Annotated in this window: 15 protein-coding genes and 1 pseudogene; 6 read left to right on the top strand and 10 right to left on the bottom strand. The window is 53.0% G+C overall.

All coding sequences use genetic code 11. The annotated features are described in order from the left end of the window. Nucleotides 1–27 precede the first annotated feature (27 nt). Entirely contained in the window at nt 28–837 is an 810-nt protein-coding gene (locus tag ACR8BF_RS07470) for a Brp/Blh family beta-carotene 15,15'-dioxygenase (protein WP_434745809.1), read from the bottom strand. Then, nucleotides 834–1,547, bottom strand: a complete 714-nt coding sequence (locus ACR8BF_RS07465) for a bacteriorhodopsin (protein WP_179895412.1) — start codon at nt 1,545–1,547, stop codon at nt 834–836. The genes ACR8BF_RS07470 and ACR8BF_RS07465 overlap by 4 nt, the downstream gene beginning before the upstream one ends. 563 nt (nt 1,548–2,110) lie before the next feature. Between ACR8BF_RS07465 and ACR8BF_RS07460 the strand changes: the two are divergent. Together ACR8BF_RS07460 and ACR8BF_RS07455 are read left to right on the top strand one after the other, a co-directional pair. Beyond that, nucleotides 2,111–2,254: pseudogene (locus tag ACR8BF_RS07460) on the top strand (chloramphenicol acetyltransferase); the annotation flags it as partial. Nucleotides 2,255–2,523: 269 nt separating this feature from the next. After that, nucleotides 2,524–3,027 (top strand): AAA family ATPase, encoded by a 504-nt coding sequence (locus tag ACR8BF_RS07455; RefSeq protein ID WP_314984298.1) that lies wholly within the window; start codon nt 2,524–2,526, stop codon nt 3,025–3,027. A 110-nt stretch (nt 3,028–3,137) separates the two neighbouring features. Here the strand turns inward: ACR8BF_RS07455 and ACR8BF_RS07450 are convergent, their stop codons facing one another. From ACR8BF_RS07450 to ACR8BF_RS07435, 4 genes are all read right to left on the bottom strand, one after another. After that, nucleotides 3,138–4,676, bottom strand: a complete 1,539-nt coding sequence (locus tag ACR8BF_RS07450; protein WP_434745808.1) for a methyl-accepting chemotaxis protein — start codon at nt 4,674–4,676, stop codon at nt 3,138–3,140. 671 nt (nt 4,677–5,347) lie between these two features. Beyond that, nucleotides 5,348–5,551 (bottom strand): hypothetical protein, encoded by a 204-nt coding sequence (locus ACR8BF_RS07445; RefSeq protein ID WP_179895409.1) that lies wholly within the window; start codon nt 5,549–5,551, stop codon nt 5,348–5,350. A gap of 91 nt (nt 5,552–5,642) precedes the next feature. Beyond that, nucleotides 5,643–7,559 carry a methyl-accepting chemotaxis protein gene (locus ACR8BF_RS07440; RefSeq protein WP_314984300.1) on the bottom strand — a complete coding sequence of 639 codons (1,917 nt, stop codon included), beginning with the start codon at nt 7,557–7,559 and terminating at the stop codon, nt 5,643–5,645. Between the two features lie 681 nt (nt 7,560–8,240). Beyond that, entirely contained in the window at nt 8,241–9,719 is a 1,479-nt protein-coding gene (locus ACR8BF_RS07435) for a SulP family inorganic anion transporter (RefSeq protein ID WP_314984302.1), read from the bottom strand. A gap of 706 nt (nt 9,720–10,425) precedes the next feature. On the opposite strand from ACR8BF_RS07435, the gene ACR8BF_RS07430 reads away from it, so the two are divergent. After that, nucleotides 10,426–11,688: a DUF2254 domain-containing protein gene (locus ACR8BF_RS07430; RefSeq protein WP_314984304.1), complete on the top strand. Its 1,263-nt coding sequence runs from the start codon at nt 10,426–10,428 to the stop codon at nt 11,686–11,688. 94 nt (nt 11,689–11,782) lie between these two features. After that, a complete protein-coding gene (locus tag ACR8BF_RS07425; RefSeq protein WP_179895406.1) occupies nt 11,783–13,777 on the top strand; it encodes a BCCT family transporter in 1,995 nt (664 codons plus the stop codon). 107 nt (nt 13,778–13,884) lie between these two features. Here ACR8BF_RS07425 and ACR8BF_RS07420 read toward each other — a convergent pair whose 3' ends face one another. The 4 genes from ACR8BF_RS07420 to ACR8BF_RS07405 form a co-directional block, all read right to left on the bottom strand. Next, complete coding sequence (locus ACR8BF_RS07420) at nt 13,885–14,976, bottom strand: mechanosensitive ion channel family protein (RefSeq protein ID WP_179895405.1); 1,092 nt, start codon at nt 14,974–14,976, stop codon at nt 13,885–13,887. 364 nt (nt 14,977–15,340) lie between these two features. Next, on the bottom strand, nt 15,341–16,027 hold the full coding sequence (biuH, locus tag ACR8BF_RS07415; protein WP_434745807.1) for a biuret amidohydrolase: 687 nt from the start codon (nt 16,025–16,027) through the stop codon (nt 15,341–15,343). Next, nucleotides 16,008–17,324, bottom strand: coding sequence for a purine-cytosine permease family protein (locus tag ACR8BF_RS07410; RefSeq protein WP_179895402.1), 1,317 nt, complete (start codon nt 17,322–17,324; stop codon nt 16,008–16,010). The genes biuH and ACR8BF_RS07410 overlap by 20 nt, the downstream gene beginning before the upstream one ends. Beyond that, nucleotides 17,321–18,757: an amidase gene (locus ACR8BF_RS07405; RefSeq protein WP_434745806.1), complete on the bottom strand. Its 1,437-nt coding sequence runs from the start codon at nt 18,755–18,757 to the stop codon at nt 17,321–17,323. Before ACR8BF_RS07405 ends, ACR8BF_RS07410 begins: the two co-directional genes overlap by 4 nt. A 364-nt stretch (nt 18,758–19,121) precedes the next feature. Here ACR8BF_RS07405 and ACR8BF_RS07400 point away from each other — a divergent pair, with 364 nt between their 5' ends. Together ACR8BF_RS07400 and ACR8BF_RS07395 are read left to right on the top strand one after the other, a co-directional pair. After that, nucleotides 19,122–19,691 carry a hypothetical protein gene (locus tag ACR8BF_RS07400; RefSeq protein WP_434745805.1) on the top strand — a complete coding sequence of 190 codons (570 nt, stop codon included), beginning with the start codon at nt 19,122–19,124 and terminating at the stop codon, nt 19,689–19,691. Further along, the gene (locus ACR8BF_RS07395; protein WP_090959819.1) at nt 19,675–19,902 is read left to right on the top strand and encodes a hypothetical protein; all 228 of its coding nucleotides are present in this window, start codon (nt 19,675–19,677) and stop codon (nt 19,900–19,902) included. The genes ACR8BF_RS07400 and ACR8BF_RS07395 overlap by 17 nt, the downstream gene beginning before the upstream one ends. Nucleotides 19,903–19,983: the final 81 nt, after the last annotated feature.

Here is a 19,983-nt window from a genome sequence, read left to right as displayed (position 1 = left end):
GGCATTTACCCTGTTAGCGGGACAGATTCACGCCTGATGCCGTGATTCAAACAGGGGCGTAATGAGCATATGCGGGATTGCCAGTGCGGCCAGTACAGCAAACAATGGCTGAATGCCCGCGTTGCCCACAGGATGCATCACCACAATGGTTCCTGCAGCCAGCAAAAGGGCCGCCGTCAGTACCGGCCAGGTGGCCTGAAGGTAGCGGAGGTAGCTGGTGCAGTTCAGCTGATCGCGCCGCTGTAGGGTTTGCGGCAGCGCATGCAAAATTAAGAATCCCATTGAAAAACCGACGAAAGGTGGAAGCAGCAACAACGCCAGTGTACCCGTAACAAGACGCCTGTCCTGGCGGATTAAACCCACGGCAATCAGCCCTGAAGCACAGGCCCCGCCCATAATGGCAATGCCCACAGCAAGAGCGTCCGGCATTGAAAATCCTGGTGCCGCCTCATGCAGAATCGCGCTAAATGCCTGCAGGTGCAGTGTCGCTGGGGCCGCTATCATACTTATCCCCCGCGCCAGACGTTCGGGGCTGCGTCCATCTGGAGCGTCTTCAAGCGCAAAATGCAGGGCAGATGCCAGAAGAAAAACGGGCAATGCCAGTGCCGGAGCACCGTGCCACCAGAACAGACAGATCAGGATGACCAGTCCATAGGCGGCAAGAAACGGGAACTGACGCTCGCGTTTAACGACGTCAAGATCGCTGGCACCGTGTGCCATACCGATAACGCCAATGGCCAGGGTCGCAAACAGCACCTGCCCCGCAGGGGGGCTGAAAGAGGCAGCCAGCGCTGCCCCCCAGAGTCCTGCCCAGCCGAACCGCACCGGACCTGTCATCTCCTCACAGCACCAACAGGCGTGGTATGAGAGAGCGCTTTTTTCATGTTAGCGGCAGCGTAGAAGGCGTAGAAAACTTTAGCGATAATATCCAGAATCAGGAATGCCTGAACAGATGTCGCATCGGTAATGATGCTGAGACCTTCCGGACCGACCAGAAAAACGATCGGATAGATAAACCACACGAGGGTCAGCAAGGCCACATTCTTGTTGTAGGCACCTGCCAGCGCGTTGCCTCGGGTCGCGGCCAGTGCGCGCAGTGGCCCCCAGAGCAGATAAACAACGCCCAGAAATGCCGCACACGACCATGAATACCACACCCATTTCGCGACAGAATTTTCCGCCAGCGAAGAGACCAGACCGGTAATAATCATCATCACATCCAGCACAATGATGGCGGTCAGAAAGCCACCCATTTCGCCGGGTTTACCCTGTTCATGGAAAGCCAGCATGACCAGACCGGCCAGTAAGAGAGGCGTGGTGATGGACCAGTCAGCATAACGCGCCAGGTACACTATCGTGCCACTGTCCAGCGTGAGATTGCCAAACCCAAACGCCATCGCCAGATAGGCCGTGGCGGCAATAAACGGCACTGACGCGTGCACGAGTGTATGGTGACCAAAGGGATATTTCTTGTCACCGGTGGCGTAAATAATCAGTGACGCAATGGCCATGACCGAAAACCCAATCATAAATGCGGTTTGATCCATTTTACTCTCTCCTGTGCTAAGACGCCGGTATCGTGCCAGCCATACCGCGATGAATTAGCGTTAATAAAAGACGGTTATATTCATGCAACGAATATGCTGTCAGTATATGGCGATATAGATAATTTGCCCGGCGAGCGAAATTTTCCCTGTTAATTTTAAGCAATCTGATTAAATTAACGTCTTTTACTGGCCTTCTGAGCGTGATATAAAAAAACCAATGTAAAGTTATGTTTCTCAGCGTTTCGCTTTCCTACCAAACCCTCCCTGTAGCTAAAATTATTATTTAAATAACTCTTTGATTTAAATGGAATATAAATTCTGAGAATCAGAACCCTTTGCCTTTGCATAAACTGACAAAAGTGCAATATTTTTATTTTTTGAGTGGTAAATCTAAAACCAGCCGCTATGAAAATGGCGTCATGTGGCGCTTCACACGGGCGAAACGACATTAATAAAATCGTTTCTGATTCTCTATGTGTGATAATAAAGGGATGAACAGGGAATGAAAATTTTGCGTATTATTTATCCAGGATCTAATAAGCAGCCAATCAGGAAACTGAAGTTTTTCACAGGTTTGTTTTACAAAAAACAGGGTGAAAAAACCCAACATCATCATCGGTGATTTTACGTATTATGATGACCCTGAAGGCGCAGAAAACGTCGAGCGCAATGTCCTTTATCACTTCCCGTGTATTGGCGAAGGGTTATCAGGCAGCGTTTCAACGATGAGGCCATATCAACACTCGGGAAGCTGGCCTGGTGGAACTGGCCTGTGGAGAAGATTACTCAAAACCTCCCGGCAATCCTCTCTGCTAATGTTGAAGCCTTGCCAGATAAATAGCTGTGCAGAATCACCCACGTTCGCTGCGGGCAAAGGGTGATGCGCACCCGTAATGTGTATGGATAATCGCGCGCAGCATGCTGTGCAAACAGGTCAGAATTTAACGCTGGCGCGCGGAGTTAAACAGGAGTCGTTATGCTGTACATATTCAGTGGCCTTCCCGGTTGTGGAAAAAGCACGGTCGCTAAAATGTTATCTGAAAAATTAAAAGCGGTGTATTTACGCGTCGATACGATCGAACAGGCACTGCGTAATGAATCAGCAGCATTCACAGAGATTGGCCCTGAAGGCTATTTTATCCTCTATGCGCTTGCGCGGGAGAATCTCAGACTGGGACTACCTGTTGTCACTGACTCGGTGAATGATCTTAATCTGGTGCGGGATAGTTTTCGTGATATCGCACTATCATCAGGTGTTCCCTTTCTGGAAATCGAAATCCTCTGTTCGGATCCGGAACAGCATCGGGCGCGTGTAGAGAACAGAATCTCAGAAATTCCTGGCTTAAAAGTGCCTGACTGGCAGGCCGTCATGGATCGTGATTATGAACCCTGGGGAAGGGATCATCTGCAGCTGGATACCGCAAAATTATCGCCTGCTGCGTGCGTCGATAACATTCTCAAAGCGAACCTTCCGTTCTGAGGCATTCAGGCTGCACCCTGCCCTACACGGGATTGAAACCGGTAAAACAGGGGCAGCCACGCGATGCTCTTAGCCTGTGCGGTAAAAACGCTGGCTGAATCCGGCCTGGATCAAAGCTTAAATGAGCTGACCTCTGTCAGCAGTCTGCCCGCCTGCTGACTCAGTGAGCCCGCAGCGGCAGACATCTGCTCTACCATTGCGGCATTCTGCTGCAGATTGCTTTCCATCTGCGTGACCGCAATGTTCACCTGGTCGATCCCATAACTCTGCTCTTTAGATGACGTATTGACCTGATTAATCAATTGCGTCGTTTCATCAACAACACTCAGCGCTTCATTCATTCGCGACGACACATTCGCTGCGTATACCACGCCTTTGTCCACATTCTTGATGGCTTCCTCAATCAGGCCCCGGATATCCTGGGCTGCAACAGAAGAACGCTGTGACAAAGAGCGGACCTCGCCGGCGACCACGGCAAACCCCTTGCCCTGCTCACCGGCACGGGCCGCTTCTACAGCGGCGTTAAGCGCCAGAATGTTGGTCTGAAACGCAATGCCATCAATAATGGAGATAATTTCTGAAACCTTATTTGAAGAGACAGAGATATCGTTGATGGCACTTGTTAAATCATTCAGCTCACGGTTGCTGTGATTGACGATGGATTGCACTTTTCCGATGAAGTTATTCGCCTCTGTCGCGTTATCCATATTGTGTTTCACGGTGGCCGACAGCTCGTTCATACTGGCTGCGGTTTGCTCAAGTGAAGAAGCCTGAGACTCTGAGCGTGATGACAGATCATCATTGCTGTGAGCGATTTCCTCTGACGCCGTATCCACCTCTTTGCTGGCATCCCGGACGCCTGACAGAACCTCCCGGAACTTAGACACAAGGGCATTAAAACTGCCCGCCGTTGCGCCCAGTTCATCTTTTTTATTGAGATTTACCCGAAGAGTCAGATCCAGGTTTTCCTCGATGGTTTTCATGGTGCTCTGTAAATTCTGCAGGCCTTTTCTGATATAGCTCAGGACAGAGTACGAAGAAAGGGCTGTCAGTAACACCGCGGCTGCAATAATGCTGCTCAGAAGCCATAACGTATGCAGATACTCGGCATGGTTTTCCGCTGCAAATTTGTTGGCAACCTGATAGTTATAAGCCAGGATGTCCTTCAGATTCTGGCTCACCACAACCGAAGCCGCCGCTGTCTCTCCCTGATCGGAAACCATAGCCCTGGCCGCATCAATGCCGCCGGTCTGATAAACGCCCGCCATCTTATTCACTTTCTCAAGATAGACCCCGAAATTCTGAATAGTCTGGCTTATCATCTGGCCGTCGTTATCGTCTGTAATCAGGTGGGATTTATAATAATCCATTGCCTCGCGCGTTTTGGTCAGATATTCCTTTGCGGTGACCATATGCTTTTCAAATATCGCTTTATCGGTAACCAGAAGACCCATCAGAATCTGCCGTCTTGCTTCTTCACGAAGCTGAGAGATTTCACTGATTTTGTTGATGCTGGGCAGGGAGTTGGTCGCCACATACTCGAACCGATCCTGTGCGCCGCCCAGAGAGCGGATACTGATGATGCCCAGGAACAGCAGCGCCAGAAGCGTAAAGGTAAAGACCAGCGTAAGTTTCTTTAAAATTGTCATGAAAGGTTACCCGAGGGAGAAGTCAAGATACCTTTCGTTTATCGGCTATCCTAAAACACACTTTATGGTCATACGGTAAAACTAATCAGTTATTTTTATGTTTTTGAGAGGTGCCAAAATTTTCACTCATTACAGAACATGACCTTTTTCGAATGAACCGGTGGCGCGGCACGACCAGCGACGCCCGTCCATAACGCGGTACCATGAAGGGAATAAGCGAGAAACGCTGGCAGATCACTGCCAGACACCCCAGAGCGGAAAAAGCTAAAATTCACCTGCAGGTCAATTACCTGCTCCTTAAGCGGCTGTTTGAATTAATAAAATTACTGTAAAAAACGGAATGCATCAGCCCCGGACCTGCTGAATACATCAGAATACTTACTGATATCTGTCAGCGATTTCACAGGTTTGCTTATCCGGACTGATACAGCGTCCAGCGGGTAATACGTTCAGCCACCGGTTCAGCAGTACCCTTTCCCTATGCTCGTCTGAACGCGCCACGTTGCCAGGAAGATTGAGGATCACAGGAATAAATCTGAATCTCTGTCACTACCGCAACGCGGATATGCCCGATCATTCATGCAGTGCGGAGGTTAACCACGTCCTCTTCAGATCAACCTCCCATCACACACAAAATTCTGTCACCAGGGATTGTAGCAACCCGTTCACTCTCACTTTGTGGCGAACGGGTAAGTGAGAAGGCTGACTGCGCCTGCTATTTCGTTTTGCAGGATGCAATCCGGTTCTTCATCTAACAGCAGACATAACTGGGCAATGACTTTTGCACGGGTGACTGGCTCGCCATCATAAAAAAGAGCCTCCACCGCTTTACCAATGTGAACATGCATTGCATTAACGGCGTTATCGTCACACATTTACCACCTCCGATGACATAAACCCGGAAAGGAGACCACCGGATGCCAGAAACGACGTCGGGCGGCCCCTCAGAATGCAGGACAACGATGATCAGAAGGTTTCCCAGTTTGCTTTCGACGCCATCAGGGATACTGACGGTTGTACGTTGCGCCTGGTGGTCTGCGCCCTGGGTGTAAACGCCCCGGAAGACGGCACACGGAAAACGGCAACGGTTTTTTCAAGCTCAAGTGCCTGTTCTTCGAGACTGCTGGCCGCAGCGGAAGACTCTTCAACCAGCGCAGCGTTCTGCTGGGTTGTGCTATCCATTTCCGTCATGGCCTGCGCAATCTGGGTAATGCCGCGATTCTGTTCGTCTGATGCAGCGGCAATTTCGCCCATGATGTCCCTTACCTGCGTCACGGACCTGACGATACCCTCCATTGTCACACCGGCACGGTTTACCAGCTCAGTACCGTTGCTTACTCTGTCCAGTGATTCCCGAATCAGCACCTCTATCTCTTTTGCAGCCAGTGAACTGCGCTGTGCAAGATTGCGCACTTCGCCTGCCACAACGGCAAAGCCCCGGCCCTGCTCACCTGCGCGTGCGGCCTCTACTGCCGCATTCAGCGCCAGAATATTCGTCTGGAAAGCGATACCGTTAATAACAGTGATGATTTCGCCGATTTTGCCTGAGCTCTGACTTATTCCGCCCATTGTGGTTATCACCTCACTGATGATTTCCCCGCCACAGCTGGCATTGTGCGACGCATCCGTGGCCAGCTGACTGGCGTGATGGGCATTCTCCGCATTCAGCTTAACGGTGGAGGTTAATTCCTCCATGCTGGCAGCCGTCTCAACCACGGCAGCCGACTGCTGTTCTGTGCGTGATGAGAGGTCAGTGTTTCCTGCTGCAATCTCAGACGAGGCGCGGGCGACGTTATTCACCCCATCCCGGACCCGGGAGATGATGTTACGCAGGCTCTGGTTCATGGCACCCATGGCAGTCATCAGTTCGCCAAGCTCATCAGTGCGGGAACTGGTTATTTCAGCGGTCAGGTCACCTTCAGCGATACGCTGTGCCGAAGAAAGCGTCTCTCTCAGCGGAACGGTGATGCTGCGGGTCATTCTCCAGGCAATCAGGAGACTGAGGGTGATACAGGCAAGGGTGGCAAAACCAATCTGCCACAGTGCGGTATGCATATACTTCTGAGCCTGTTCAGACTGAAAGAACGCGAGGTCTGTGATTGACTGATTCAGTTTTCCCGCAGCTTCGGTCATTTCATCTGAGGCGCGTTTTTCGACCTGCACTGACTGGAGATAATTATTTAACAGCGTGGTGCCTGAGGTGGTTTTTTGCGCCACATCGGCCAGAAGCGCACCGAGTGAGGTGTCAGCGAGACCACTAAGCTGACTGACAAGTGGTGAAAAACCGTCTTTGATTTCGTTAAACTTATTCAGTGTGGGAGCATCTGGCTTTTGCATGAACGCCTGAACATAAAATGCAGCCTGTTCAGTTTTGAGGCTGAGAGCCAGCAGGGGTGCAGCAAGGTCTGCCGGGACATAAGCCTGACGGCCAGCCAGTTTTTCCGCCACTGACGTCAGTCCGAGAGCCTGAATGTCATTCAGAGAAAGAGCTGCACTGTGGTTGCTTGCGAGAAAGTGCTGACGCTTTTCCTGATACTGAGCCAGAACAGTACTGAGCGCAGAAAGCTTTTCACGACCGCCTGTTGACCAGGAATATTTCTCAAGATTTTTGTACAAAGCAGATAACTGATTCATCGCCTCGCCGTTGAGCTCGATGAATTTAGTGTCGCGGGTGTACTGAAATAGCGTGCGGTTCAGCCTCGCTTTCGCCAGTGCATCAACCATTTGTACCGTGACATCGCGCTTTTCCGAGTTATCCTGAATTTTTAAAAAACAGAGGGCAGCAAGAGCTGATATAGCCAGTGACGCCAGTATAACCAGCAAAAACCCCAGCGTAAGTTTTCTGCCTATATTGAATTTCGACACTTTTTTTATAATATTCATTTTAATAACCCTGGTATTGAAAAGAACCTGAGACTGACATTTACTCAGGATTACATTACCTATCGGCATAGAAACGATATTTATTACACCCTCCCTCATCACCCGCCCTTAAATAATGATATTTATTGATGCAGATCACTTCTTTTAATATTTACATTTGGCTGTGTAAATTAAGACCCCTGATAATTTACCAGGTTATCATTCAGGTTCTACCCTGAATAACTCTGGTGAAGAAAAGCGACAACTTATTCCTCAGGATACTGATTTTGTTGTAAAAAAAAGCCATGAGATAGAATGGGATGTTAGCTGGATAAATAGTGATAAATCGCCGTCAGATCTTAAGGTTTTATTAAGCTTTGTCTGCTCACCTGAAAATTTATTCCCGTAACGATAGGGATAAAGGGCATATCAGCCTTATTGTCTTTCAGAATAAGAATGCGAGTTCAGCGCGTTACTTGATTTTGTAAGCAGTCAATTACGTAAATGAAAAACGATTAACAGGCCTGCTTTAACATTCAGTCCGGAACCTGCGGGAGGATTTTTTTTCCAGCTCGTGCATCAGGGCTGGCGGCACATCCGGTTTTGCGGCTGCCCAGGCCGCATATTCACAGACAGAACGGGTTGACGGCGAGCCGTTAATTCAGGCAATAACGCTGTTATTTATGATGAATCTCCGCTGAATTAATGGCCGCCCATCAGCTTTTCAACGTCTTCGGGTTTGTCATGCACACCAAAGCGGTCAACGAGAGTGCGGGTCGCCTCGTTCATGCCCCTGATGTCCACGTCGGTGCCCTCGCGGCGGAACTTAATCACGATGCGGTCCAGCACGCTGACCGACGTAATGTCCCAGAAATGGGCGAGCGACACGTCGATGACTACGCGCTCCAGCGTCTCGTGGAAGTCGAAATGATGGGTAAACCGGTCAGCTGAGGCAAAGAAGACCTGCCCGGTTACGGTATAGGTACGTGTCTCGCCCTCTAGCACCGAGGAGACCGTCATAAAGCGGGCCACTTTGGTGGCAAAGTTCAGAGACGCAATCAGCACGCCGGTCAGTACCCCAAACGCCAGATTGTGGGTGGCCACCACCACGGCAACAGTCGCCAGCATCACGACGCTGGTTGAAACCGGATGGGTGCGCAGGTTCGCAATGGACCGCCATGAGAAGGTGCCAATAGAAACCATAATCATCACTGCAACCAGCGCCGCCATGGGTATCTGCGACACCCACTCGCGCAGAAATATCACCATTAACAGCAGCACCACGCCCGCCGTGAGTGTGGAAAGCCGCCCCCGTCCTCCAGACTTCACGTTAATGACCGACTGACCAATCATGGCGCAGCCCGCCATCCCGCCTATGAATGCGGTACAGATATTAGCAATACCCTGCGCCTTACATTCGCGGTTCTTGTCGCCTGGCGTATCGGTCATGTCGTCTACGATGGTGGCGGTCATCATGGACTCCAGCAGTCCCACGATGGCAAGTCCCGCCGAGTACGGCAGAATGATCAGCAGGGTATCAACATTAAGCGGGATATCCGGAATCAGGAACACGGGCAGGCTGTCCGGCAACCTGCCCATGTCACCCACAGTGCGCACGTCCAGGTGCAGCCACATCGAAATAGCAGTCAGCACGATGATGCAGACCAGGGGAGAGGGAATGGTTTTATTCAGGTACGGGAAGAGATAAATGATCCCGAGACCGCCAGCGGTGAGCGCATAGACGTGCCAGGTGACGTTGGTCAACTCTGGCAGCTGGGCCATAAATATCAGTATCGCCAGCGCGTTCACGAAGCCGGTCACGACCGAACGGGACACGTAACGCATCAGGCTGCCGAGCTTCAGATATCCGGCGAGCAACTGTAATACGCCGGTCAGCACCGAAGCCGCGAGGAGGTACTGCAGCCCATGGTCCTTAACCAGTGTGACCATCAGTAGCGCCATCGCGCCGGTTGAGGAGGAGATCATCGCCGGACGGCCGCCAAAGAAGGCCATGATGATGGGGATACAGAATGCGGAATAGAGTCCGACCTGCGGATCTACGCCAGCGATGATGGAAAAGGCGATCGCTTCAGGAATAAGTGCGAGCGCGACAACAATACCAGCAAGGACGTCACCACGGACGTTACCCAGCCAGTCCTTACGCGTCGAGGACAGCAGCATAGTCATTTCTCAGATTGTGAATAAAGTCAGCCCGTCAGGGCACAAAATTTCAGGGACGAAAAAGCACATCCGCAGAGGGGATGTTTACGGATTCGCGACTGAGATTGCTCAGTGCGACAGAGGAGGGTGACGACTCAGGGTGGCGTAAAACGCATGATTTTTTGATTTCTCCTTTACGGCAACAGGCTGCCTTCAGGACGGAGGTTAACCCGCGCATCGCGGAGATAGACGCTGGCAGCGAAGTCTGATCTCAGCGGAAAACAGATCAGAACAGGCAAATAACTATAAACGAAAGTACGATGAGTTCAATCGTTGTCCGGCCAGACCTGCGCGCTGAAGGGCAAAAGAAAGCCCTGTGAGGCGTCGCTGGATACGTCACAGGCGCGTTCATTTTGTTCAGTCCGGCAGGATTTTATCAGGGCGTGCAGATGTTAATACTGTATCGCAGGGCTACTCTTATTCCTGAGCCAGATACAGGAGAATAAGCCTGAAAACAGGCGCGAAGGCAGCCCCGCCGCGGCCGATAACTGAAACTGTCTATGTGACGACGTTCTGCAATGCTATGCAGTTGCTCCTCAACTCACTGATAATAAACTTTTTTCAGGGCGTTAAGCTCTGTATGGACGCCGTGCTGGCGCGCTGTTTTGCGCCGCAGGGTTAAGCACCCTAGTGAGTTACAACTGACCCGCTCATAACAACAGGTGACATGATGTCTAAAACGCAATGGCTGATTCACCGGCTGACCCGACAACTCTGGTTTCGCAGTTCGTTATTTGCGGGGCTGGCGATTATTACAGCGTTGGTGGCTATCGCGATTAAATCCTTCATACCCCTTTCAGTATCAGGCATCGTGGGCAGTGACGCAGTAGATAAAATACTGGCCATTCTCGCCTCAAGCATGCTGGCTGTGACCACCTTTTCGCTCAATATCATGGTGTCTGCTTACAATTCTGCCAGCAGCAGTGTCACACCGCGCGCCACGGTATTGTTACTTGAAGATGGGACGACGCAGAATGTACTGGCAACCTTTATCGGCTCCTTTCTTTACAGTCTGGTGGGCATTATCGCACTCGGCATGGGCGCTTATGGCTCACAGGGGCGGGTTGTTCTGTTTTTTGTTACCCTGGCGGTCATTGCGATGATTGTTATTACCTTGCTGCGCTGGATACAGCATCTGGCACAGTTTGGTCGTATGTCTGACACTTCGCGTCGCGTTGAGGAAGCCACGACCGCGGCGCTTCATCATCGCCTGCAGGAACCCTGTATGGGCTGTTCTTTCTGGGACGGCTTCCTGCCGGAAGCGGCTTTACGGCAAAGCGTGTACCCGCTAAAGACCGGCTATTTGCAGCATCTGGACCTGCAGCATCTCTCTGACTTTGCACAGGAACAGCGTTGTAATCTTTATCTTGCTTCACAGCCAGGCAGTTTTGTTCACTGTGGTGCCCCGCTCCTGTGGTGTAACCAGCCGCTTTCCGATGATGAGCAGCAGAGACTACGTAACGCGTTTACGCTGGGTGAACAGCGTTCCTTTGAGCAGGATCCGCGCTTTGGACTCTGTGTCCTGTCTGAAATTGCTTCTCGTGCCTTATCTCCGGCCGTTAACGATCCTGGCACTGCCATCGATATTATCGGGCGGGCAGTCAGGTTGTTCAGCCCGCCTTTTTCTGCAGATTCTGTCACGACGCAGTATTCTCAGCTCTTTATGCGGCCTGCTCAGATTAGCGATATGTTCGACGATATGTTTACCGGCATTGCACGTGATGGCGCCGCCCTGGTTGAAGTACAGTTGCGCCTGCAGAAAGCACTGTATGCGCTGGCGATGATTGCCCCTCATCGCTACGCCAATGATGCAAAACGCCACGCACAGCTTGCGCTGATGCGAGCTACTCACGCCATGACCTGTGAAGCGGACAAGGCTGCTCTGGAGCATGTTACCCGCTGGCAGGCGGATACCCTCACACCGCGATGAATTGCTGGATATTTGCTCAAACAATGTCGTTTCGCTTTTACTCCTCCATACTGATTGTTACATTTGGTCTTCATTCACGTTGAGCAGGATAGTTATGTCTTCATCAGAAACCGAAACGCCACACAAAAGAAGCCAGATTAATCCACCGGTATTTTTCACCTCTGCCGCCCTTATTTTTATTCTTGTTGCCTTTGCAGCCCTTTTTCCTGAACTGGCTGATAAGCAGTTCGGTGCCCTGCAAAACGCGCTGTTTGCGAACGCCAGCTGGTTTTATATTCTCGCAGTGGCATTGATCCTGTTGACGGTAGCCTATTTAGGTTTCTCCCGTTATGGCGATATCAAACTGGGCCCCGACCACGCAGAACCCGACTTCAGCTACCACTCCTGGTTTGCCATGCTCTTTTCGGCTGGCATGGGTATTGGACTGATGTTCTTCGGCGTCGCGGAACCCGTGATGCACTACATGGCCCCCCCTACCGGCCAGCCGGAGACCGTGGAGGCCGCACGGGAAGCACTACGAATCACCTTCTTCCACTGGGGCCTGCATGCCTGGGCAATTTATGCCATTGTGGCGCTGATTCTGGCGTTCTTCAGCTACCGTCACGGATTGCCGCTGACGCTGAGATCGGCGCTCTACCCTATTATCGGTAACCGCATCTACGGCTGGATGGGCCATGCCGTCGATATTTTTGCCGTGATCGGTACAGTACTGGGTGTGGCGACCTCGCTGGGTTACGGCGTGCTGCAGGTTAATGCCGGACTGAATCACCTGTTTGGCCTGCCGGTTAATCAGACCATGCAGGTGATTCTGATTGTCGGTATCACCGCGCTGGCGACACTTTCCGTGGTCTCCGGGCTCGATAAAGGTATCCGTATTCTTTCGGAAATTAACCTGGGTCTGGCAGTACTGCTGCTGATTATGGTGGGTGCACTCGGTCCAACCGTTCTGCTGCTGAAATCCTTTGTGGAAAATACCGGCGGCTACCTCTCCGAGCTGGTCACCAAAACCTTCAACCTCTACGCATATGAGCCAAAATCGAGTAAGTGGCTCGGCGGCTGGACACTGTTCTACTGGGGCTGGTGGCTGGCCTGGTCGCCCTTTGTGGGTATGTTCATCGCCCGCGTCTCGCGTGGCCGCACCATCCGTGAGTTCGTGACGGGCGTGCTGTTTGTGCCTGCAGGCTTTACACTGCTCTGGATGACTTTTTTCGGCAACAGCGCAATCTGGCTCATTATGCAGCAGGGTGCCACTGACCTGGCGCAGACGGTCATGAGCGATCAGACGCTGGCACTGTTCAACTTCCTTGAGCACTTCCCCTTCAGCTCGGTGCTCTCCTTTATTGCCATGGCGATGGTAGTCGTGTTCTTTGTCACCTCTGCGGACTCAGGCGCTATGGTGGTCGATACGCTGGCATCGGGCGGCACCGACAAGACTCCCGTCTGGCAGCGCATATTCTGGGCTGCCATGATGGGGGTCGTGGCGGTCACGCTGCTGCTGGCAGGCGGCATGAAGGCGTTGCAAACGGTAACTATTGCCAGTGCGCTGCCCTTCGCGGTTATCCTGCTCATGTCGATATATGGCTTGTTCAAGGCTTTACGCGTTGACGCCTGGAAGCGCGACAGTAAGCAGATTGCGACCATCGCACCCACAGCAGCGCGTAACCCTATTCCCTGGCAGCGACGATTGCGTAATATTGCCTACTTCCCGAAACGCTCGCAGGTAAAGCGCTTCATGACTGAGGTCATCTACCCCGCTATGGAAATGGTAGAGCAGGAACTGGCGAAACAGAATACCGTGTCTCATACCCAGGATGAGGTCGAAGATCGCGTGCGCTTTGAGGTGGATTTGGGTGAAGAACTCAACTTTGTTTATGAAGTTCGTGCGCGCGCCTATCTGCAACCCGCCTTTGCTCTGGCAGGCATGTCTGACAGTGATAAAGCTGAAGAGCAGAAATATTACCGTGCGGTTGTCTACCTCAAGGAAGGGGGGCAGGATTATGATGTGATGGGCTGGAACCAGGAGCAGATCATCAACGATATTCTCGACCAGTATGAGAAGCATCTGCACTTCCTGCATATCGTTCGTTAATATCCCTATGCATGACTAAAGAGGAGCCTGGCTCCTCTTTTTTTTCGGGCATCGGACCTTTACGCTTTTTTGCAACAGTCCACTGCCGTTCCGCACCTTAAACCCCGCTATTCAGCCATTGCCCTTGCTGATTTTTCACCCCCGCTATCCGTCAGTGAGGCTCTGACCTGTGGCAGGCTTTCAGGGTAAGTCTGCTGAATAAACTCAATCATCTTTTCCCGCACGTAGCAGCGTAAATCAAAGGCAATTGGGGAGTTCTGCGCGGTCATCAGCATCCTGATGGTCATTGTTTTCTCAGTGGTGTCAGTCACCTGAAGCACGGACGTTTCCCCATCCCAGAGTTTGGTTTCACTGAGGACTTTTTCAAACTGCCTGCGCAGTGGCTCCAGCGGCATGGAGTAATCCACGTAGAGAAACACTGAGCCTAAAATCTGGGCGTTGTTGCGTGTCCAGTTCTGAAACGGATTCTCCGTAAAGTAGGTGATCGGCAGTACCAGCCGACGCAGATCCCAGATGCGCACCACCACATAAGTCAGGTTGATCTCCTCAATCCAGCCCCACTCTTTTTCCACCACAACCGCATCATCAATTTTGATGGGCTGGGTAAAAGCGATCTGAATACCGGCAAACAGGTTAACCAGCGATTTCTGGAGGGCAAACCCGATAATGATACCGGCAACACCCGCACCGGCCAGAATAGTGGTGCCGAATTTCCGGACGCCGGGAAAACTGAGCAGAATCAGAGAAACACAGAACAGCACAAGGATGACAATAACGACTTTTTTGACATAGATAATCTGCGTACGGATTTTACGTGCACGCAGATTATTAGAGATATTAATGTCGTAGCGGATATACAGCATATCCTGCGCCACATTGGTTAGCCGTATCAGGACCGAGCAGAATGACATAATAATAAAGACGTTGATGATATTCGTGATTAACTCAAGCGACTCAGGATGAAAGTTAATGTAGTTAATCCCGACATTGATCATTAATAGCGGAACGAAAAAGAACATGGAACCGCTAAGGTGCTTCTCAAGAGATTTGAACAGCTTTCTGTCACGAATCTGCCAGTAGCGGATAAAGGCAAGCAGGATAAGCCGGGCCAGGAAGCCCAGGATAAACGAAAGCGAGACGAGTAATACAACAGGCACCCATGACGGGAAGCCAGATAACTCACCGAATAACAATGGCATTATTTTCCCTTCTGGTCAGCTGACAACCTCAGGCTGTCAGCGAAGTAACAAACTCAGTAACCGTTGTCTTCACGGTTATCCGTTCGTAAATCATTTAGCGCCCATGAGTATGAACCATAGCGACGAAGTTGGCTGGAAATGCGTGGTGACGCGGTGGATTTACCTCGGTTGCCGAAGAGAGCCGTCGGACTATACCGCCCGGCGTAGCGGAAAACGCCGTAGCGATTATTAAATCGGTGGTGAAGCCGGGTCACGTCATGGGCCTGATGGTCACAGCAGAAGGCGTGGAAACACAGAGACAGGTGTCACCGCCTTAAGGGATAGCCTGAGCGGAGTGATACGCTCAGGTTATCCGCCAGAAAGGTTAAATGCCCAGGCTATCCAGTAACGCGGCAGAGGTGGCAACCGCGCCAAAGATGCCGCCCTGCATATGAATCATGCTCAGCGCCGCCTCATGATGCCGCCGCTCGGTTGCAGCGCAGCAATCGGACAGCACCAGGCACTCAAAGCCGCGATCGTTGGCTTCGCGCAGCGTGGTATGGACACAGACATCGGTGGTAATACCGGTGAGGATAAGATTACGGATGCCGCCACTGCGCAGGATTAACTCCAGATCGGTGGCATAAAACGACCCCTTACCCGGCTTATCAATGACCACTTCACCCGGCAACGGGGCCAGTTCCGGAATAATCTCCCAGCCTGGCTCGCCGCGCACCAGAATACGGCCGCACGGTCCGACATCGCCAATTCCCGCATTCATCCGGCGAGAGCGCCAGCGTTTGTTGGCGGGCAGATCGCTGAGATCGGGCCGGTGCCCTTCGCGGGTATGAATAACTGGAAACTGCCGGGCGCGCATTGCCGCCAGCACCTGCTGCAACGGGGCGATGGGTGCGCGGGTCAGGCTGACGTCATAACCCATGCTATCAACATAGCCGCCGACGCCACAGAAGTCGGTCTGCATATCAATCACGATCAGTGCCGTGTCAGTCGGGGTAAAGCGGCCATCAAACGGCCAGGCGTAGGGTGTTGAATTAACGCTGTAGTCGGGCATTGCTGTTCTCCATTACCGGGCGCGGCATGCGCATTTTGCTGATCACGCTGTAGCTGATAGCGGCGGTCACCAGACCAATCACTGCTTCACCGAACTGCGGGAAAGCCACATGGGCGATCACCGCACACAGGCTGCCAATCGCCCAGGCCGCAAACGCGGTTCCACGGAAACGCTGCGCCGGACGCTGCTCACTGATGCGCGCCATAAAGATTAAATCCACAATCATCACCGCACCAAACGGCGGCACCACAATCCCCAGCAGGCTGAGCCACGCCAGGAAGTAAGACCAGACGCCCGCTAGCGCCAGCGCGCCGCCAATGGCGCCCAGAATCAGCGTCCAGAGCCGCATTTTGCTGCTGAACAGATGGCTGAAACCCACCGCGCCGTTGTAGAGGCAGTGGGTGCAAACCGACCCCAGATTGATAAAGACAAACAGGCAGGCCACCACCGACAGGAAGGCGTTGTGCCCCATCAGCATCGGCAGGAAGTTACCGCCACTGGACAGGGGATCAACCGCCGCGCCCACTGCGACAATCACCACGCCAAACAGATAGGAGATGACGTTAGCGACCGGGAAGGCAGAGAACGCCGCGATCACGGCCGAGCGCCCATTCTTCGACCAGCGGGTAAAGTCAGCAGTCATGGTGCCGGAGTCGGCAAACCCGGCCACCACCATGGTGACGGCGGTGCCCATACTCATTGCCCCGGCGGCGCTGGCGCTGCCCTTCCATTGCGTCACGATGGAGAAGTCGTGCTGTTTGCTGATCAGCCACAGTGCCACCATCCCGAGCACCACAAACAGCGGCGCGGCGATCATCCCCAGCACCGACAGCGCCCGCACGCCCAGAAACGTGATGCCGGTGTAGAGGATCATGGCAAAGGCCGTCACCGCCAGCGCATTCCAGCCGAAGGTCTGATTAATCACCGTGCCGGTAAGGCCGGTCTGGAAGGCATACCAGCCGATCACCACTGTCGAGAGAAAACCCGAGACAAGAATGTAGCCTTTGCTGCCAAAGGTGCGTCTGGCCTGTAAAGCAAAGTTCATCCCGCTGTTACCGGCGTACCAGCTCAGCGCGCCGACATAGGCGAACAGCACCAGGTTGCCCAGCAGAATGGCGATCAGCGCGGGCCAGAAGCCCAGATGCCAGGTAATGATGCCGCCAAACAGCGCATTGGTGAGGATCATCGGGAATCCAAACCAGACCGCCGAGACGGAGCGGGTTGAATGGCGATGCGACAACGGCACCGGCTCATGTTCAAACTCCTGCTCCAGCGCAGGTGTATCAGAGGTTTTCATTGGGCGATTCCGGGTTGAAGGTGATTCCACGGCTGAATGCGCTCGAAAGCGGCACTGGCAGCCAGCACTAAAGCATCATCAAGATGACGTCCGACAATCTGCAGACCGACAGGCAGGCCGCTGGCGGTGAAACCGGCGGGCACAGACGCGGCGGGCTGACCGGTGAAGTTGAACGGGTAACAGAATGAGAGCCAGTGATCGTTACGGACCATACGGCCATCAATGATCTCCGGTCCCTGCATCCCCAGCGGAAACGGCGGCACCGCCAGCGTGGGGGTGATCAACAGATCAAAGCGCTGCATAAAGCGCCACAGGCTGTTGCTGACCGCTTTGCGGGTGGCGATAGCATCGGTGAAGTTTTCCGCCCGCCAGTCGCGCTGCAGCATGGCGACCAGATGCGGCGACATCTCGCTGCCCTGCTCCGCCATCATCTGGCGCATGCCGGTGAGATCGCTCTCCATCGCCACCAGCGCGCCAAACGCGGCAGCCGGATCGGGAAAGCCAGGATCGGCCAGCGCCAGTTCTGCCCCGATTTCAGCGGCGAAATGCTTCACCGCTGCGGTGACCACCGCCCGTACTTCCGGGTCAACAGCCACATAGCCAAAATCGGCGCTGAAGGCGATGCGGAGTTTGCCGGGCAGATGTTGCGTTGCGCCCAGCCAGTCAACGTCGCTGCAGGGAATAGAGTGGCGGTCGCGCATATCTGGCCCCGCCATCAGGGACATCATCAGCGCGGCATCGCGTACGCTGCGCGTCATCGGCCCGATATGCTCCAGCGACTCCCAGCTTGATACGCCTGGGTAGCGTTCATCACGACAGCCGGGCCACAGCGGCACCCGGCCCATCGACGCCTTGAAGCCAAAAATACCGCAGTGCGCCGCCGGAATACGTACCGAGCCGCCGCCGTCGCTGCCCAGCGCAATCGGGCAGAGCCGCGCCGCTACCGCTGCACCCGATCCGGCGCTGGACCCGCCTGGCGTCATCGCCAGATTCCAGGGATTGCGTGGCGACGGAAACAGCGGATTGTGTCCGACTCCGCTGTAGCCAAATTCCGGTGCGGTGGTTTTGCCCAGCAGAATAGCGTCTGCGGCCAGCAGGCGTTCCACCGTGATGTCGTCATCTTCCGGGACGAACACTTTGTACGCCGCCGAACCGGAGGTGGTTCTGACGTTTGCGGTGCAGATGAGATCTTTTACCGCCAGCGGTACGCCCGCCAGCGCGCCCAGTGTTTCTCCGCGTGCCCGTCGGGCATCCACGGCTCTGGCCTGTTCCATCGCCCGTTCCGGCGTCGGCGTACAAAAGGCCTGTATTGCCGGCTCCCGCCGCGCCATCCGCGCCAGCGCCGCCCCGGTCAGTTCGCAGGCTGAGACCTCCCCGCTGCGGATCAGCGCGGCCATCGTGGTGGCATCTTCGTCTAATAAGGAGTCAAACATGGATTACCTCGCCAAAAGTGTACCTGTCAGCGAGTGCATGAAGCGTGCCAGATAGCCGCAAAGTACGGGTCTGAGACAGGGATGCCAGGTGGAATACGGGCTGGGATACAAGATCGAATTCTTATGATGTCAGAAGCGGGCCGCTGTTTATTTTTTCAGCACAGTGATGGCGCAGGGCTGCGCGATAAGGGTGCGTAACAGCTGAATGGTTTGCGGGCTGGCTTACAAAACAATGTCGATAATCAGCAACAACGGCTGAAACGCTGGAATGAATAGCCACCTTTTTAATATGGATATTTGATGTTACTGAGAAGGCACTGAAAATCGAGTCTCAGGGATTCATAGGCTGCGGCAGGGATGATAAGTGCGCATTGAAGAAGATATGTATCTTGAAAACTTCGAGTTCAGGCGAAAAAGATTCATTTACGATCGCCAGGTTTATCACAGCTATGTGTTTGTTGTCGGTAATGAGGCTTACACCGTCATCGTTGGCGACCGGATAGATGAACAGACCTTTACCCGTATCGGATACCGGATGCCACCCGGTATTTCCTTTCCGGTTAACGGCCTGGCTGAGGTCTGTTTTGACGTGTTCGATGGCCTGGAATGCCTGGGTGATTTCCGCCATATCAACATTGCCGGATTAGGTAGTGCTGTCGTTTTAAAAAGCGTAGTACTCGCGTTAATAACACACCATGAAAGCTTCTCTATTGGCGGTTTTGTTTTCCAGCCTGCGTCAGGAGAGATTGTTGACCGTAATCGTCCCACCCCCCTTGAGGAGATCTACGACGCGATGCTTGGGTTAAAAAATGAACTACGCTACAATCGCCGGACAGGGTTGCCAAAGAAAGCGCCGCAACCTTTAATCCCGGACTGTTTCCGGGCTTATAAAGTAGTGACTACAGGGAGAGCTTGCTATGTCGTTTTACAATAAACACGATGAAACAACCCCTTTGGCTCCGGTCGAAACCAGATATAAGGAGTTAAGGACACTATTGGTCGCTGAATGGCTGGCCAGGCCCGATCTGCCCGCCATTAAAGCCCAGCTAGCGCAGTCGAAAAAACGATCGTCGTCTGCCCTGTTACGCCGCAAGCTGAAAGAGCTGAATGCGCGTGAAATGCAGAAAGCTAAAATCAGCGCTTAGCTCTTAAAGGCCCGATAAACGGGCCTTTCGTATTTTTATCAACTTCAGACTCACCTGCAGACGGCTTTCCGCCCACCACAG

This window comes from Candidatus Pantoea rara, assembly GCF_051136265.1.
GTDB lineage: Bacteria > Pseudomonadota > Gammaproteobacteria > Enterobacterales > Enterobacteriaceae > Pantoea > Pantoea rara.
The sequence above is the reverse complement of the archived record's forward strand: the minus strand, read 5'-3'. Positions and strand labels throughout refer to the sequence as shown.

Bases quoted from the DNA above. Each gene is read 5' to 3' on its own strand.
- ACR8BF_RS07395 (WP_090959819.1), top strand. From the start codon at position 19,675: ATGTCGTTTTACAATAAACACGATGAAACAACCCCTTTGGCTCCGGTC.
- biuH (WP_434745807.1), bottom strand. From the start codon at position 16,027: ATGCCCGACTACAGCGTTAATTCAACACCCTACGCCTGGCCGTTTGAT.
- ACR8BF_RS07410 (WP_179895402.1), bottom strand. From the start codon at position 17,324: ATGAAAACCTCTGATACACCTGCGCTGGAGCAGGAGTTTGAACATGAG.
- ACR8BF_RS07440 (WP_314984300.1), bottom strand. From the start codon at position 7,559: ATGAATATTATAAAAAAAGTGTCGAAATTCAATATAGGCAGAAAACTT.
- ACR8BF_RS07445 (WP_179895409.1), bottom strand. From the start codon at position 5,551: ATGTGTGACGATAACGCCGTTAATGCAATGCATGTTCACATTGGTAAA.
- ACR8BF_RS07450 (WP_434745808.1), bottom strand. From the start codon at position 4,676: ATGACAATTTTAAAGAAACTTACGCTGGTCTTTACCTTTACGCTTCTG.
- ACR8BF_RS07435 (WP_314984302.1), bottom strand. From the start codon at position 9,719: ATGCTGCTGTCCTCGACGCGTAAGGACTGGCTGGGTAACGTCCGTGGT.
- ACR8BF_RS07430 (WP_314984304.1), top strand. From the start codon at position 10,426: ATGATGTCTAAAACGCAATGGCTGATTCACCGGCTGACCCGACAACTC.
- ACR8BF_RS07470 (WP_434745809.1), bottom strand. From the start codon at position 837: ATGACAGGTCCGGTGCGGTTCGGCTGGGCAGGACTCTGGGGGGCAGCG.
- ACR8BF_RS07405 (WP_434745806.1), bottom strand. From the start codon at position 18,757: ATGTTTGACTCCTTATTAGACGAAGATGCCACCACGATGGCCGCGCTG.
- ACR8BF_RS07425 (WP_179895406.1), top strand. From the start codon at position 11,783: ATGTCTTCATCAGAAACCGAAACGCCACACAAAAGAAGCCAGATTAAT.
- ACR8BF_RS07420 (WP_179895405.1), bottom strand. From the start codon at position 14,976: ATGCCATTGTTATTCGGTGAGTTATCTGGCTTCCCGTCATGGGTGCCT.
- ACR8BF_RS07465 (WP_179895412.1), bottom strand. From the start codon at position 1,547: ATGGATCAAACCGCATTTATGATTGGGTTTTCGGTCATGGCCATTGCG.
- ACR8BF_RS07455 (WP_314984298.1), top strand. From the start codon at position 2,524: ATGCTGTACATATTCAGTGGCCTTCCCGGTTGTGGAAAAAGCACGGTC.